Here is a 14,040-nt window from a genome sequence, read left to right on the forward strand (position 1 = left end):
AAGCCCGTCCGGCGATTGAGGACGCGCCCGCAGGGCGCCCGCCGCCGCAGGCGGCAATGACGGCCCGCGGCCGAAGATCCGTCGGACGCCGCCTCTGGGCCGTGTCGTGCGCACCACCGCTGCGCGGCGGTGTACTCAAGCGCCGGACGCTGAAGTGGCTGAGCCCGGCCGGATTCAAGCCCTCCGGCGTTGAGGACACCGCGCCCACCGCCGCAGGCGGCAAAGACGGCCCGCGGCCGAAGATCCGTCGGACACGGCCCCCGTCCCGCCGGGCGTCAGCCCGCAAGCATTCGCCGCAGCAGATCCCGCAGCACCGTCCGTTCCTGCGCCGACAACCCCGCCAAGGGCTCGCGTGCGAAGTCCAGTGACTCCCGCAGGCGGGCCGCCGTGAGTTTGCCGTCCGTCGTGGCCGCCGCGAGCTTCACGCGGCGGTCGTCGGCGTCCGGGCGGCGTTCGACCAGGCCGCGGGCCTCCAGGCGGTCGACGATGCCGGTGACGTTGGACGGCTCGCACTTGAGCTGCTGGGCGATGCGCCGCATCGGCATCGGCTCCAGCGACAGCAGGGCCAGCACCTTCGCCTGGGCTCCGGTGAGGGAGTGCTTGCCGGCAGCCTCCTCGTATTCCTCGTGGTAGCGCGCCACGACATTCGCGATGAGGTCGACCACTTCACGGGTCAGGGCATCGGTTCGAGGGACCATGACGTCAGGTTACCCGGTTGCTTGACAACATGAAATATCGAGGCGCATGGTTGTTTCAGTTGCTGAACCATTAGGAGGCTGCGTTCCATGTCCGCAACGCCCACCACCGGCCGTGAATGGCATCTCGTCGCCCGCCCGCACGGCTGGCCGAAGCCCGAGGACTTCGCCCTGCGCGAGACGGAGATCTCTGAGCCCGGCGAGGGCCAGATCCTGGTGCGCAATATCCACCTCTCGGTCGACCCGTACATGCGCGGCCGGATGAACGACGCCAAGTCCTACCTGCCCCCGTACGAGCTCGACCAGCCCATGCTGGGCGGCGCGGTCGGCGAGGTCGTCTCCTCCCGCTCCGACGCGTTCCGGCCCGGCGACCACGTCCTGCACGGCCTCGGCTGGCGCGAGTACGCGCTGCTCGACGCCAAGGGCGCCGTCAAGGTCGACGAGAACGTCGCCCCGCTGTCGACCTACCTCGGCGTGCTCGGCATGCCGGGCCTGACCGCCTACGCCGGTCTGCTGGAGGTCGCCTCCTTCAAGGAGGGCGACGCCGTCTTCGTCTCCGGCGCCGCCGGTGCCGTCGGCAGCGAGGTCGGCCAGATCGCCAAGCTCAAGGGCGCCTCGCGCGTCATCGGCAGCGCGGGCTCGGACGAAAAGGTCAGGCTCCTGGTGGAGGAGTACGGCTTCGACGCCGCCTTCAACTACAAGAACGGCCCGGTCACCGAGCAGCTCCGCGAGGCCGCCCCCGACGGCATCGACGTCTACTTCGACAACGTCGGCGGCGACCACCTCGAAGCCGCCATCGACTCCCTCAAGCTGCACGGCCGGGTCACCGTCTGCGGCATGATCGCGCAGTACAACGCGACCGAGCCGACCCCCGCCCCGCGCAACCTCACCTCCGTCATCGGCAAGCGGCTGCGCATCCAGGGCATGCTCGTCGCCGACCACCGCCACCTTCAGCAGCAGTTCGTGGGCGAGGTCGGGGCCTGGGTGCGGTCCGGAGAGCTGAAGTACCGCGAGACCGTCGTCAAGGGCATCGACCACGCGGTCGACGCGTTCCTCGGCCTGCTCCGCGGCGAGAACACCGGCAAGATGATCGTCTCCCTCGGCGACTGACGACTGGTGACTGACGACTGACGGCCTCCCGACCGGCGCCCGGGGCACCCCGGGCGCCGGTCGCCGCCGCCCCCTGCGCCGCCACACCCTCCCGACACCACTCCAAGGAACCCGCATGTCCATACAGCCCATAGAGGTCCTCTACACCGCCGTCGCCACCGCCGAGAACGGCCGTGACGGCCGCGTCGCCAGCGACGACGGCAAGCTCGACGTCGTCGTCAACCCGCCGAAGGAGCTCGGCGGCAGCGGCGCCGGCACCAACCCCGAGCAGCTCTTCGCCGCCGGCTACAGCGCCTGCTTCCAGGGCGCCCTCGGCGTCGTCGCCCGCCAGGAGAAGGCCGACATCTCCGGCTCGACCGTGACGGCCGAGGTCGGCCTGGGCAAACTCCCCAACGGCGGCTTCGGCATCAAGGTCGCCCTCTCGGCCACCATCCCGAACGTCGACAAGGACACGGCCCTCGCCCTCGTCGAGAAGGCCCACCAGGTCTGCCCGTACTCCAACGCCACCCGCGGCAACATCGAGGTCGCGCTGACCGTCAACTGACGGCAGTCCCCCACAGGGGTTCGCGGGGCGGCGTCGGGCGACGCCGCCCCGCGACACGCCCGGGCGGCCCGACGCTACTCTTCACGCCATGCGAGATCTGATGGCGGGCATGACCTACCTGGCCAAAGGCCAGCGATGGGTGGGGCGCAACCGGCGGCAATGGGGCTTCGGACTGCTCCCCGGGCTGCTCACGTTCGCCGGGTACGCGGCCGCCTTCGTCGTCCTGTTCTTCCGGGCCGACAACGTCATCGACTGGGCCACCCCCTTCGCCGACGACTGGGCCTCGCCCTGGCTCGGCATCTTCCGTGGCGCGCTGACCGCCCTGCTCTTCGGCGGCGGCCTGCTGCTCGCGCTCATCTCCTTCACCGCCGTGACCCTGCTGGTCGGCCAGCCCTTCTACGAGGAGCTGTCCGAGCGGGTCGACCGCGCCGAGGGCGGCACGGTCCCCGAGTCCGGGCTGCCGCTCTGGCGCGAGCTGTGGATCTCCGCCCGGGAGAGCCTCGCGGTGCTGTGCCGCGTGGCGCTGTGGGGCGTCCTCCTCTTCGCCCTCGGTTTCGTGCCCGTCGTCGGGCAGACCGTCATCCCGGCGATCGGCTTCTGCATCTCCGGCTTCTTCCTCACCGAGGAACTCACCGCCGTCGCCCTCCAGCGCCGCGGCGTCCCGCTGCGCGAGCGGCTGCGGATGCTGCGCTCCCGCAAGCTGCTCGCCCTGGGCTTCGGGGTGCCGCTGACCCTGCTCTTCCTGGTGCCGCTCGTCGCGGTGTTCGTCATGCCGGGTGCCGTCGCGGGCGCGACGCTGCTCGTACGGGACCTGACGGGCGAGGCGGCACCGGAGCCGGTGGAGGACGCCGGGGCCTTCGACAGGTCGTAAGGGACTCACCGGGCGGTCTGGTCCGGTCACCTCTTCCGGTAGGCGAGGCGCAGATTCTGCGGCCCGCGATGGGCCCGCAGGAGGACGAACCCGCCGTCCCGGCTCCCGAGGGCGCGCAGGGACGTGAGGCCGCGGCGCCGCATCAAGGGGCGCCACAGGAACAGCGCGAGCTGCCCTCCCGGGCGCAGTACGCGCCCGGCCTCCGCCAGAGCCGCGTGCGGGTCGGGCATCTCCTCCAGGCTGTAGCTGTACAACAAGGCGTCGAGGCTCGCGGACGCGAAGGGCAGGGCGCAGCCGTCGCCTGCGATGTGGGCGGTCGCCGCGCCCGGTCCCGTTCCGCGCCGGGCACGGGGGTCGTGGGCGGCGGGATCCACGGCCACGAGGAGGCTGCCGGGCCCCAGGCGGGCGGCCAGGGCGGTGGTGTAGTAGCCGCCGCCGCTGCCGATCTCGGCGCAGCGCATGCCGGCCACAGGGGTGATCCAGCGGACGTCGCGGGAGGGGCTGTCGCCCAGGGCGGCCCTGATGAGGCGGTGGCTGATGAAGGCGTAGCAGCCGACGGGGGTTCTGGGCATGAGGGATCCCTCCCCCGTGCCACCCCCTGGTGTAACGGTGAAGGGGCGGATGGGCGGACCTGCCGACCCGGACCCGCCCCCCCCGACGCCCGTCAGCCCAGGACGTTCGCCGTCACCAGCCCGGCCTCCGTGTCCGGGCCCTCCGCGAGCATCGTGCCGTCCGGGGCCCAGACCGCGCTCAGCCCACAGGCGTCGTACGGGCCGGCCGGGCCGCAGTGGTTGGCGAGCAGCACGTGGACGCCGTTTTCCTTGGCCAGCGCGGGGAAGATCTCCATCCGTTCCCGCGCGCCGCCGCCCCGCCCGTACAGCGAGCTCGCCAGCAGCACCGCGCACCCGTCGGCGGCGGCCCGCGCCGTCAGGTCGGGGAAGTGGGCGTCGAAGCAGATGGCGAGCCCGAAGCGGACGCCGCCGAGCGTGAACCGGCCGTCGGCCGTGCCCGCAACGAAGCCGGCCGCCAGCTCGGTCTCCGTCACGTGCCGCTTGTCGTAGCGCGTGAGCAGGACGCCGTCCGGCCCGTAGACGTACGAGCTGATCGTCGGTCCCGCCTCCGTGCGCCCCGCGCAGTTGACCACCGCCGCGACGCCCGCCGTCCGGCAGGCGTCGCGGACCGGGGCCAGGCGGGGGTCGTCCGGCTCGGTGGTCAGACCGTTCCGGCCGTCCGCGACGGCGTCGAGCTCGTAGCCGGGGAGGGCGAGCTCGGGGAAGACGACGAGGGAGACGCCCCGCCCGCCGGCCTCGGTGACGAGCCCGGCCATCCGGGCCGCGTTGGCCCCGATGTCGCGGGGCCGGGCGGTGAACTGCGCTGCTGCGATGATCATGCGGTCATCATGACCGCTGTCCGGCGCCCACGGCCACCGTGATCACCGACCGCACCTGCGCGGTGATCGCGAGCCGGTTCGCCACGAACTCCGGGTCGCTGACCTGCCCCGTCGCCGGATCGGCGTTGCCGTCGCCGAACGCCAGCACCGGCGTGTGCAGATGGCCGCCGGGCACCGGCGCGCGCACCGCGTCCCGCAGGAGGGTGGCGCGGTAGGCGATCTCGTTGGAGAGGTAGTCGCCCCCGCCGCCCTCCCGCGCGGTCGAGCCCGGGGTCGGCCCGTCCGGCCGGTCGACGGGCTCCGTGGCCCCCGCCGGGATCTCGGTGACGGCGGTGTTGTCGTGGACGGTGTACGGGCCGGTCCGCGCGGCGACGATCGCGGCGTACGGGAGGGTGGTGGACGTCCACTGCGGCTGCGGGTGGACGGTCGGCACGCCGGGCGGCACGGGCACGGTCTCCGTGCGGGAGACGCGCGCGTTGTCCGGATAGCCGCCGCGCCAGGCGCCGTTGGTGCGCTCGACGTCGAAACGGCCGGGGCGGCCCTGGCTGATGGTCGTGAACAGGTCCACGCGGCGCGGCCCGGGCCGCAGGTGCGGCAGCAGGGTCCGCTCGACGGTCCCCTGCGCGAAGTCCTCCCAGCGCACGGGGAACACGGCGGCCTCGACGCGCGCGGGCCCGGCGGGCGTCTGGACGGTCGTCCCGTCGAGCGCGAGCGCGGCCGCGCCGGAGGGGTTCGACCGGCGGGCGTCGGCGTCGAGCTGGAACGGGTCGAAGCCGGTGATCAGTACCCGCTTCACCCGCTGCCCGGCGGGCAGCTCGATGGAATCCTGGCCCCGGGAGGAGCGCTCGACCGCCGCGATCAGGGCGGACCGCTGCTTTTCGGACAACTCGAAGCCCGGTTTCCACTCGCGCACGGCGCGCGTCATGCCCAGCCGCGCCCAGTACAGCGGCCGGTCGTCGTCCCGGCTCAGGTCCCCGCCGTCCGGCCCCCGGCCCTGCGCCCGGTCCACCGCCCGCCGCCACAGCCGCCGCCCCTCGGCGACGGCCAGCCGCTCGGCCTGCGGAGCGGTGCGCGTACGGTCCAGGGCACGCGCGAAGCCGGGGGCGACCTCGTCGAAACCGCTGCGCCGGAGGATCTCGCCGGGTACGGGCCCGGAGAGGCGCTGCTCCTCGACGGTGGGCCCATCCGTTGTGGCCGGGGCGGGGGCGCCGGCCCAGGCGGGAGCGGGGAACAGGGCGGCGCACGCGACGAGCGACGCGCCCAGCGATATCCAGAATCTTTCCGCAGGTCTCATGAGTCTCATGAGCCAGAAGGAAACCACTGTGTGACCATGGGACGGTAGAGGGCAGGGAGGGTGACCAACTTCCTTCGCCGACCGATGCTTTCAGGCCACACTTGGCGCATGCGAATAGCCGAGTACGTCGCCGCCCCGCTGTTCGATCCGGGGAGTGGCCAAGGAGCCCGTCAGTTCGCCGAGTTGGCCATAGCGTTGCTGCTGTCCTCGCTCGTCGGACTGGAACGCGAGTTGCAGCAGAAGAGCGCCGGATTGCGTACGCACACCCTGGTGGGGGTGGGCAGCGCGCTGTTCATGGAGGTCTCCATCCACGGCTTCAACGCCGTGGCGGGCCTGACCGCCGCACAGCAGGACCCCTCCCGGGTGGCCGCGCAGATCGTCTCCGGCATCGGATTCATCGGCGGCGGCCTCATCTTCGTCCGCCGCGACGCGGTGCGCGGCCTGACCACCGCGGCCACGATCTGGCTGACCTGCGCGGTCGGCATGGCCTGCGGCGGCGGCCTGCCGCTGCTGGGCGCGGCCGCGACGCTGGTGCACTTCCTGGTCGTCCGGGGCTTCCCCGTGGTGACCCGCCGCCTGGCCATGGTGCCCGGCGACCGCGTCGAACTCCGGCTGTCCTACCGGACCCGCAGGGGTCTGCTGGGGCGCGTCCTGGAGCTGTGCACCAAGCGCGGCTTCCGGGTGACGGACGTCCACATCGAGCCGGACCCGGCCGCGGACACCCGCGAGAAGGGCCGCTGCAAGGAGGCCGGCGTCGTCCTCAGCCTGGAGGGCAAGGGTTCCGCGTATCCCCTGGTGGAGGAGCTCATGGACTGGGACGGCATCCTGGGCGTCGGGGTGCGGTCGGCGCAGGACAGCACGGAGTAGGAACGCCCCACGGCCCATGAAGGGAGCCGGTCCGCGCGTGGCCCTCCGGCGGATCTTCGGCTGGGCTCAGCCGCTTTCGAGCCCGTCCGGGCAGGGGGCATGGACCCGCCGGGTGAGGGCGAGGGCCGCCGTCGCGGTGGTGAGAGCGAGGACGGCCAGGGACGCGTGAATCCCGGCCGTCAGGTGCTGCTCGGCGATCGGCCAGGAGGCGTGCCCCGCGCCGCGTGCCGTACCGGGCGGGCCGGGTGGTGTCCCGCGGACGAAGGGGAGACGGTCCGCGGCGAGGAGCACAGCTCCCGCGACGACGGGCCCCGACGCGCCGCCCAGCATGGCGAAGGTGGTGGCCGTCGCCGTGGCGCCCGCCGTGCGGTGCCGGGCGGTGACCGTGGCCATGGCCGCCCCGTTGGCCAGGCCCAGACCGCAGCCGACCAGCACGTAGGCGCCGCACAGCAGCCAGAGGGGTGTGGGCCGGCCGAAGCCGCTCGTAGCGGTGAGCAGGCCGGCCGCGACGCACAGCAGGCCGGCCCTGAGCAGCCGCCGCCCGTGGCCACGGGCGGTACCGGCGGCGGCCAGGCGGCCCGTGAGAACGGCGGGGAGCGTGGCGGGCAGCGTGAGCAGCGTGGCCCGGAACGGGCCGAGCGCGTGCGCGTGGGCGAGGTAGAAGTACGTGAGGAAGGTGAAGGCGGAGTTCGCGGTGAACAGCGTGAGCAGCCCCCAGAGGGCGCGGTGCGCGGGGGAGTGGCGCAGGAGTCGCGCGTCGAGCGCGGCATGCGGGTGGCGCCGGGTCCGCCGTACGAGGAGGAGCAGCAGTACGGCGGCGGCCGGGCCGGAAACCGTCGTCAAGGCCGCCGGTCCCGTGACGGCGATGAGGATCGCGGCGGCGGCTCCTGTGCACAGGGCGATTCCCGTGATGTCGAGCGGCGTCCGGGACATGAGGGGCGTACGAGCCACCGGCAGGGCGAGCGCACCGCAGACCGTGACGGCGGCGAGCACCGCGAGGGCGCCGAAGACACCGCGCCAGCCGAGGGCTGTGGTGAGCGAACCGCCCAGGAGCGGCCCCAGGCAGGACGCGACGGCGGCGGTGGAGACCCACCCGGCGACGGCTCGCGTCTCGTTCCCGGACGTACGGTGCAGAGCGAGCAGGAGCGTCAGGCTGACGGGAGAGAGGACTGCCCCGCCCGTCCCTTGCAGCAAGCGCGCGCCGATCAGGCCCGGGGCACCGCCCGCGACGGCGGCCCACAGGGTGCCGGCGGTGAAGACGGCCAGTGCGGCCAGCAGGACGCGGCGCGGGCCGATCCGGTCGGCGAGCCTGCCCGCTCCCAGTTGCAGGGGACCGGCGGACAGTTGATAGCCGGCGGCGAACCACTGGGCCTGCGCCGGACTCAGCCGGAGGTCCTGCGAGGCGGCCGGTAGGGCCGCCGCCGGGGCGGCGATGGCCAGGGCTCCGCACAACAGCGCCAGGTGGCAGGCGAGCAGGGCCGCTCGCGGGGGCAGGGCGGTGGCGCGCGTCAGCGGTCCGGCATCCGGGATCAGAGGGCGTATCCGTCGGGACGGACGACGCAGGCTCGGCGGCAGGCGTCGGAGCGGACGGTCACCAGCGGGTGGGGCAGGCTCTGGGCGCGGGGGTCGGAGGTGCCGTGGGCGGGGGTGAGATGGACGTGATGGCCGGCCCGCAGCGCTTCGAAGAGGCGGGCCGGGGAGCCGTGGTCGGGCGCGGCGAGCAGGGGAACGTCGGGTACGCGCCGCCCGCCCCGGAACCGTCCGTCCGTCTGCCCGGCGCTCGGTGACAGGCCCGCCAGGGTCGCGGCGAGACGGCTCCGCACGGCGGGCGACCGGGCCGCGCGGAGGACGACGGCACGCAGGGCGTGGGCCCACACGGCCGGTGCCGCGTTGAGGTGCAGGAGGGCGCCCGTCAGCCGGAGTACGGACGTGGCGGTGTGCCGTCGCTCGTGAGCGTAGGCGTCCAGCAAGAGGTCGCGGCGGGGGTCGGCGGCGGCTGCCGCGAGCCGCCAGCCGAGGCTCATGGCGTCGGCGATCCCGGTGTTGAGCCCCTGGCCGCCGGTGGGCGGGTGGACATGGGCGGCGTCGCCGGCCAGGACGACGCGACGGTGGCGGTACCGGCTCGCGTGCAGCCGCTCGCACCGGTAGCGGCTGATCTGCCGGACGTCGCGCAGGGCGAGGTCGCGCCCCGCGATGCGACGGAGCAGCGCCGCCGCGTCGGCGACGTCGGCGCCCCGTGCGCGGCCCGCCCCGCACGGGCGGTAGTCGTAGAGGATGGCGCGCCAGAGCCCGTCGCCGAACGGCAGCAGAAGGGCCATGCCGTCGCGCCCGCAACGGCTCCACGGCTGCTGGGGTTCGAGGTCCAGCCGTGCGTCGACGGAGGTGACGTCGTACGGGTACACGAAACGGGTGGTGGGTACGGCGGTGAGGCGGCGGACGGTGCTACGGGCGCCGTCGCATCCGGCGGCGTAGGAGGCGCGCAGGCAGCGGACCCGCCCGGCGTGACGCACCGTCAGTACGACGCCGTCGGCCCCCTGGCGCAGACCCGTGACGTCCGCGTCCCGGATGACGAGGGCCCCGCTCTTGCGCGCGTACGCCTCCAGCAGGGATTCCGTCTCGCACTGCGGCAGTGCGAGGGCGTACGGGAAAGGGCTGTCCAGTGGGCCGAAGGGTGCCGTGGCGAGCGGGGTGCCCAAGGGATAATGCCGATAGCGGTGTCCGGCGGCGACGAAGGGCTCGGCGATGCCGCGCATGTCGAAGTATTCCAGCGTCCGGGAATGCAGGACCAGTGCCCGGGTCGCCGGAGCTATCCGCGGCTCCCGTTCCAGAACGGCGCAACTGATACCGCGTAAAGAAATTTCACAGGCCAACTGCAATCCGACGGGGCCGCCTCCGACAATGGCGATCTGAACAGCGTCCGGGAATTCGGCGTCGGGTGACGGGCGAGAGGGCCGGGGCGGGGAGTCGGGCATGCGGGAGCCCTTCCGGATACCGGTCGTGCGGGTGACGCCAGAGTGGCAGCCGAGAACAGCCCTGTCCAGACGCCCGCTCGAACGGGGAATCGGGGCGGAAACACTCTCCCCGCCCACCCCCACCGGTCCGACAATCCGACTTTCATGCGGGCTGTTGACCGGCATGGTGGTGCCTGTGAATGTGTGGGAAGCCATTCGGGCGCCGGCCTTCGGGTCAGTGGAACGGAGGACGGTGGGACACGCTCTCGGAGATCACGCCTACGGCGAATCGGGAATCGAGTTTCTGCTTGTCGACAGGTCGGGGCCCGACCAACGGACCCGCACATTCCGTGCCGATGTCCATTTCCTCGCGGACCTCCCCGAGGTGTACCGGGACGGCGACAACGCGCGCCTGCTGCCGACGGGTGCGATCTACAACACCGTGCTGGCACTCGGGGCACGGCACACCACGGCCGAACCCGAGGTCTACGCCCTGGCGCTGGCCAAGCGGTTCCTCGAAGCGGCACCCCCGGTCGGAACCGCCGACATCCACCTCGCGGCGTCGGACCTCTCTCCCCTGGAGGCCGGCGCATCACCGCCCGGCGTACGGCACTTCACCGCCGCGCCGCTTCCGCGCGACCACGCCCGCGTCACGCTCTCACGGGACGGCGGGGTCGCCGTGCGCGGCGGCCTGCGGGATGTCGAGCTGTTCGTGACCGCCGGTGCGACCTTCACCGGTTTCGCGCGCGACGAGTACACCACCACGCAGGTTTTCACCGACCGCGTGTTCGGTGCGCGGCTCGACGTGACCTGGCGGCTCGCGGACGAGGAGGCGGATTACCGGGGCTGCCGGAGCCGGGCGCACCAGGCATTGACCGAAGCGTTCGCTGGTCACACGAGCCGGTCCAGTCAGCACACCTTCCATCACCTGGGATCCGCGGTCCTGGACGCTTGCTCCGGCATTTCTGAAGTACTCGTCGAGGGCGTCCACTTGACGCGTGCCCTGGTCGATCTCAGCCCTTTCGGCGTGGAGAACGAGGGCCGCGTCTATACGGCGGCGGATGCGCCGAGCAGCACCGTATCGGTCGTCGTGCACCGCGCTTGAGGAATGTCTCCGGAGGTTCAGTGCGATCGTCATGCTCCGCGGTCCGCGCGTATTCCACCGCTTTCCACCGCTTTCCACCGCTCCGAAGGGAAAGGGAACCGCTGTGTTCACGAGACGTCTCCGAACGGCCCGGACCACCCTTGCCGCCGCAGCAGTCCTCACGGCCGCGGCACTCGCGCCGGTGGCCCACGCCACGACCCCGGGGGAGGGCTCCACCACCCTCCTGGCCTGCGCGGGAACCGTCGAATCCACCTACTCGCCGGGGCTGACGTACGCCCCCAAGCCCACCGCGATCCGCTCACGCGCCCTGGTGGGCTGTCCCCTCTCCCTCGGCTCCAAGGTCACATCGGCGACCTTCGGAGGCAGCTCGTCGGGGACGCTCTCCTGCCTGACCGGCCCGGCGAGCGGCACCTTGACGTTCGACTGGAACGACGGGGGAACGTCCACCGCCTTCATCACCAGCGCCGCTTCCCTGCGCCCCAACGGCAACATCGTCACCGCCAGTACGGGCACCATCAAGTCCGGGAAGTTCAAGGGCGCCACGGTCGTCACCGAGGTCACGCTGCTCGCCTCCAGCCTCAGCGCATGCCTGACCCCCCAGGGCCTTACCTCGGCATCCGGACCCACGACGGTCACCATCGTCGGCCTGGCGACGGGCCACGGCCACGGCCACGGCCACGGCCACGGACACGGACACGGCCACGGCCACGGCCACGGCGACAAGCCGAAACACGAGGACTGAAGAGCCACGTGAGCGGCAGAGCGGGGGCGGGTCCGGTCACGATCTCCAGTGACCGGACCCGCCCCCGCTGATGCGCCGGTGGGGTCAGACGCCCAGCTCGTGGGCGGCCAGGGCGGTGCCCTCGATGCGGGCGCGGATCTTGGCGAACGCGGTGTCGCGGGAGGTGGACGTGTCGTCGGCGAAGGGCGAGAACCCGCAGTCGTCGCACGTGCCCAGGCGCTCGACGGGCAGACGGCGGGCGGCGGCCAGGACCCGGTCGCGGACCTGCTCGGGGCTCTCGACGCGCGGGTCGATCGGGTCCGTGACCCCGATGAACACGCGCGCCTGGCCGGGCAGGTGGTCGGCCAGCACCCCGAGCGCCTTCTCCGGATCCGGCTCGCTCGCCAGCTGGACGTAGAAGGCCCCGGCCTTGAGCCGCAGCAGTCCCGGCAGCAGGGCGGTGTAGTCCACGTCGAGGCTGTGGGTGGAGTCCTGGTCGCCGCCGGGGCAGGTGTGCACACCGATACGGGCCTGCTCGGCGGCGGTGAAGCGCTCCAGGACACGGTTGTTGATCGCGATGAACTGCTCCAGCAGGCCACCGCCCGGATCCAGTTTCAGCGCCAGGCGCGCCTCGGTGAAGTCGAGCTGGACGCTGTGCGCTCCGGCGTCCAGACAGCCGCGGATGTCGGCCTCCGCCTCGGCGGTGAGATCGTCGAGGAAGGCTTCGCGGGAATAGCCGTCGATGCCGTCCGGCGGGTAGAGCAGGCTGAGCGCCGAGGGCGCGATGACGGCCTGCTTGACGGGGACGGTCGCGTGCCGGCGGGCGGTCCGCAGATATCGGTCGGCGTGCACGGCGTAGCGCAGCGGCCCGGCCGTCAGCCGCGGCAGCTGCCGCTGATGCCCGTCGGCGAACGGGATGACCGCGCCGTCGGGCGCCAGCCGGTCCAGGCCGGTGAGCGGGTAGGTGGCGAAGCTGGGCTTGGACTGTTCGCCGTCGGTGACGACCGGCGAGCCGATCTCCTCCAGGCGGCGGATCGTGTCGCGGACCGCGTCGTCCTGCGCGGCGGCGAGTTCGTCGTCGCCGAGCCGGCCGGCCGCGTGGGCCGCCATGGCCGCGAGCAGCTCGGCGGACCGGGGAATGCTGCCGATGGGTTCCGTGGGGATCCCCATGGAGGCCGGGCTCACGGCCGGATCTCCAGCTGCGCCCCGCCGCTGCTCATGGTGAGGCCGGAGGAGAGGCAGTTCGTGGGCAGCTGGCCGGACAGCGCGGCCACGGTCCGCCGCGCCGCTTGCCCCTTGCCGAGCCCTTCGGTGACCCGTCCCGACAGCGTGACGATCTGAACGTCGGTGGCGCGGACGGTGGTGCCGCTGTCATAGCGGATCAACGACCGTCTTCCGTCGGCGTACTTCACGGTTTCCGTGATGTGGGGATTGGCCAGACCGAGGCAGGACGCCTCCGGTGAGACGCCTTCCAGAGAACCGGTGGCGGGTCCGGGCCCGACCGTGCACGCGTACCGGGCCTTGATGCGGACGTGGGTCTCGTGTGGCGTGAGGGTCAGGGGCGGATCGTACGTACTCTCGCTGGTGCCCGTGCACAGGACGGCCTCTTCGTGCCTTCCAGTGTGGGCCTGACCGGCCTGACCGGCCGGGGACCACATCCATGACGAGCCCACCAAGAGCAGGGAACTCAACGCCACCACTGCACCGCGTCCGCCGACCATGCGTCCTCCAGGGAACCGGATCCACTACCGGCCCACTGAATACCCCGGCCCTCCCCCGCCACCCCGGCTTCCCGCAGCGCACCGACCGCGCACACCGCCGCCCGCGCGCGGGCCGTATCCCACGCACCCCGTATCGGTGCGTCGTGAGCCGTCGGGGGCCGCCATGAACCCGCGGTGTGCCGGGTAGGGACGGCTGAACGGGAACACAGCTCTCACCGCCGGTCACATCCGATGGAAGGTGCCTCAATGAATGAAACCGCCGCCAAACGACTCGTCTTCGCCATGCTGGACGCGGACGGGGACGGCGTCGTCTCGAAGGACGAATACGCCGCGCGGGCAGAGCGCGTGACGGCGGCGACGGGGCGCACACTCGACGACCCCCTGGTCGTCATCGCGCGCACGGCCGGCGAGCGGGCGTGGGCGGCGATGGACGCGAACGGGGACGGCAAGGTGACCTTCGACGAGTACGCGGCATGGGCCGGCGCCGAGGCGTTCGACACCATCTGCGAGCCCGTGCTCGGCGCCCTTTTCGACCTCGCCGACACCGACAAGGACGGCGCGCTGGTTTTGAGTGAGTTCACGATGCTGCGCACCGCGCTGGGAAACCCGGCCGGCAATGTCGCCACCGCCTTCGAGGCGCTGGACGCCGACGGTGACGGACGCGTCGACCGTGCCGATTACCTCGCCTCGATCCGCGCGCACGTCATCGGGGAGAGCTCTCCCGTGGGCGAGGCGCTGTACAGCAGGGAGGAAGTGCTACGCACCTGACGA

General features: G+C 72.6%; 15 protein-coding genes. 7 read left to right on the plus strand and 8 right to left on the minus strand.

Annotated features, from left to right (window positions below; genetic code table 11):
• Positions 1–275 precede the first annotated feature (275 nt).
• A complete protein-coding gene (locus J7E86_RS08360; protein WP_215080892.1) occupies positions 276–698 on the minus strand; it encodes a MarR family winged helix-turn-helix transcriptional regulator in 423 nt (140 codons plus the stop codon).
• A gap of 87 nt (positions 699–785) precedes the next feature.
• Here J7E86_RS08360 and J7E86_RS08365 point away from each other — a divergent pair, with 87 nt between their 5' ends.
• The 3 genes from J7E86_RS08365 (at position 786) to J7E86_RS08375 (ending at position 3,220) form a co-directional block, all read left to right on the plus strand.
• Positions 786–1,805 (plus strand): NADP-dependent oxidoreductase, encoded by a 1,020-nt coding sequence (locus tag J7E86_RS08365; RefSeq protein WP_215080893.1) that lies wholly within the window; start codon positions 786–788, stop codon positions 1,803–1,805.
• A 115-nt stretch (positions 1,806–1,920) separates the two neighbouring features.
• Positions 1,921–2,349 (plus strand): organic hydroperoxide resistance protein, encoded by a 429-nt coding sequence (locus tag J7E86_RS08370; protein ID WP_215080894.1) that lies wholly within the window; start codon positions 1,921–1,923, stop codon positions 2,347–2,349.
• Between the two features lie 88 nt (positions 2,350–2,437).
• Complete coding sequence (locus J7E86_RS08375) at positions 2,438–3,220, plus strand: EI24 domain-containing protein (protein WP_215080895.1); 783 nt, start codon at positions 2,438–2,440, stop codon at positions 3,218–3,220.
• A gap of 26 nt (positions 3,221–3,246) precedes the next feature.
• On the opposite strand, the gene J7E86_RS08380 is transcribed toward J7E86_RS08375, so the two are convergent.
• From J7E86_RS08380 to J7E86_RS08390, 3 genes are all read right to left on the minus strand, one after another.
• Entirely contained in the window at positions 3,247–3,792 is a 546-nt protein-coding gene (locus tag J7E86_RS08380; protein ID WP_215080896.1) for a class I SAM-dependent methyltransferase, read from the minus strand.
• 92 nt (positions 3,793–3,884) lie between these two features.
• Complete coding sequence (locus tag J7E86_RS08385) at positions 3,885–4,610, minus strand: carbon-nitrogen hydrolase family protein (protein ID WP_215080897.1); 726 nt, start codon at positions 4,608–4,610, stop codon at positions 3,885–3,887.
• Between the two features lie 7 nt (positions 4,611–4,617).
• Positions 4,618–5,904: a pyroglutamyl peptidase gene (locus tag J7E86_RS08390; protein ID WP_215080898.1), complete on the minus strand. Its 1,287-nt coding sequence runs from the start codon at positions 5,902–5,904 to the stop codon at positions 4,618–4,620.
• 108 nt (positions 5,905–6,012) lie between these two features.
• On the opposite strand from J7E86_RS08390, the gene J7E86_RS08395 reads away from it, so the two are divergent.
• Positions 6,013–6,771 carry an MgtC/SapB family protein gene (locus J7E86_RS08395; protein ID WP_215080899.1) on the plus strand — a complete coding sequence of 253 codons (759 nt, stop codon included), beginning with the start codon at positions 6,013–6,015 and terminating at the stop codon, positions 6,769–6,771.
• 66 nt (positions 6,772–6,837) lie between these two features.
• Here the strand turns inward: J7E86_RS08395 and J7E86_RS08400 are convergent, their stop codons facing one another.
• Together J7E86_RS08400 and J7E86_RS08405 are read right to left on the minus strand one after the other, a co-directional pair.
• Positions 6,838–8,223 (minus strand): MFS transporter, encoded by a 1,386-nt coding sequence (locus J7E86_RS08400; RefSeq protein WP_215080900.1) that lies wholly within the window; start codon positions 8,221–8,223, stop codon positions 6,838–6,840.
• 77 nt (positions 8,224–8,300) lie between these two features.
• Entirely contained in the window at positions 8,301–9,938 is a 1,638-nt protein-coding gene (locus J7E86_RS08405; RefSeq protein WP_308312517.1) for an FAD-dependent monooxygenase, read from the minus strand.
• On the opposite strand from J7E86_RS08405, the gene J7E86_RS08410 reads away from it, so the two are divergent.
• Both J7E86_RS08410 and J7E86_RS08415 read left to right on the plus strand, forming a co-directional pair.
• Positions 9,907–10,827, plus strand: a complete 921-nt coding sequence (locus J7E86_RS08410; RefSeq protein WP_251018848.1) for a hypothetical protein — start codon at positions 9,907–9,909, stop codon at positions 10,825–10,827. The genes J7E86_RS08405 and J7E86_RS08410 overlap by 32 nt on opposite strands.
• A gap of 103 nt (positions 10,828–10,930) precedes the next feature.
• Entirely contained in the window at positions 10,931–11,569 is a 639-nt protein-coding gene (locus J7E86_RS08415) for a hypothetical protein (protein ID WP_215080903.1), read from the plus strand.
• Between the two features lie 84 nt (positions 11,570–11,653).
• Here J7E86_RS08415 and J7E86_RS08420 read toward each other — a convergent pair whose 3' ends face one another.
• Both J7E86_RS08420 and J7E86_RS08425 read right to left on the minus strand, forming a co-directional pair.
• On the minus strand, positions 11,654–12,718 hold the full coding sequence (locus J7E86_RS08420; RefSeq protein ID WP_215080904.1) for a cobalamin-independent methionine synthase II family protein: 1,065 nt from the start codon (positions 12,716–12,718) through the stop codon (positions 11,654–11,656).
• 11 nt (positions 12,719–12,729) lie between these two features.
• The gene (locus tag J7E86_RS08425) at positions 12,730–13,239 is read right to left on the minus strand and encodes a hypothetical protein (RefSeq protein WP_215080905.1); all 510 of its coding nucleotides are present in this window, start codon (positions 13,237–13,239) and stop codon (positions 12,730–12,732) included.
• Between the two features lie 276 nt (positions 13,240–13,515).
• Between J7E86_RS08425 and J7E86_RS08430 the strand changes: the two genes are divergently transcribed.
• Positions 13,516–14,037, plus strand: coding sequence for an EF-hand domain-containing protein (locus J7E86_RS08430; protein WP_215080906.1), 522 nt, complete (start codon positions 13,516–13,518; stop codon positions 14,035–14,037).
• Positions 14,038–14,040 lie beyond the last annotated feature (3 nt).

The sequence above is a fragment of the Streptomyces sp. ISL-11 genome, assembly GCF_018614525.1.
Lineage (GTDB): Bacteria > Actinomycetota > Actinomycetes > Streptomycetales > Streptomycetaceae > Streptomyces.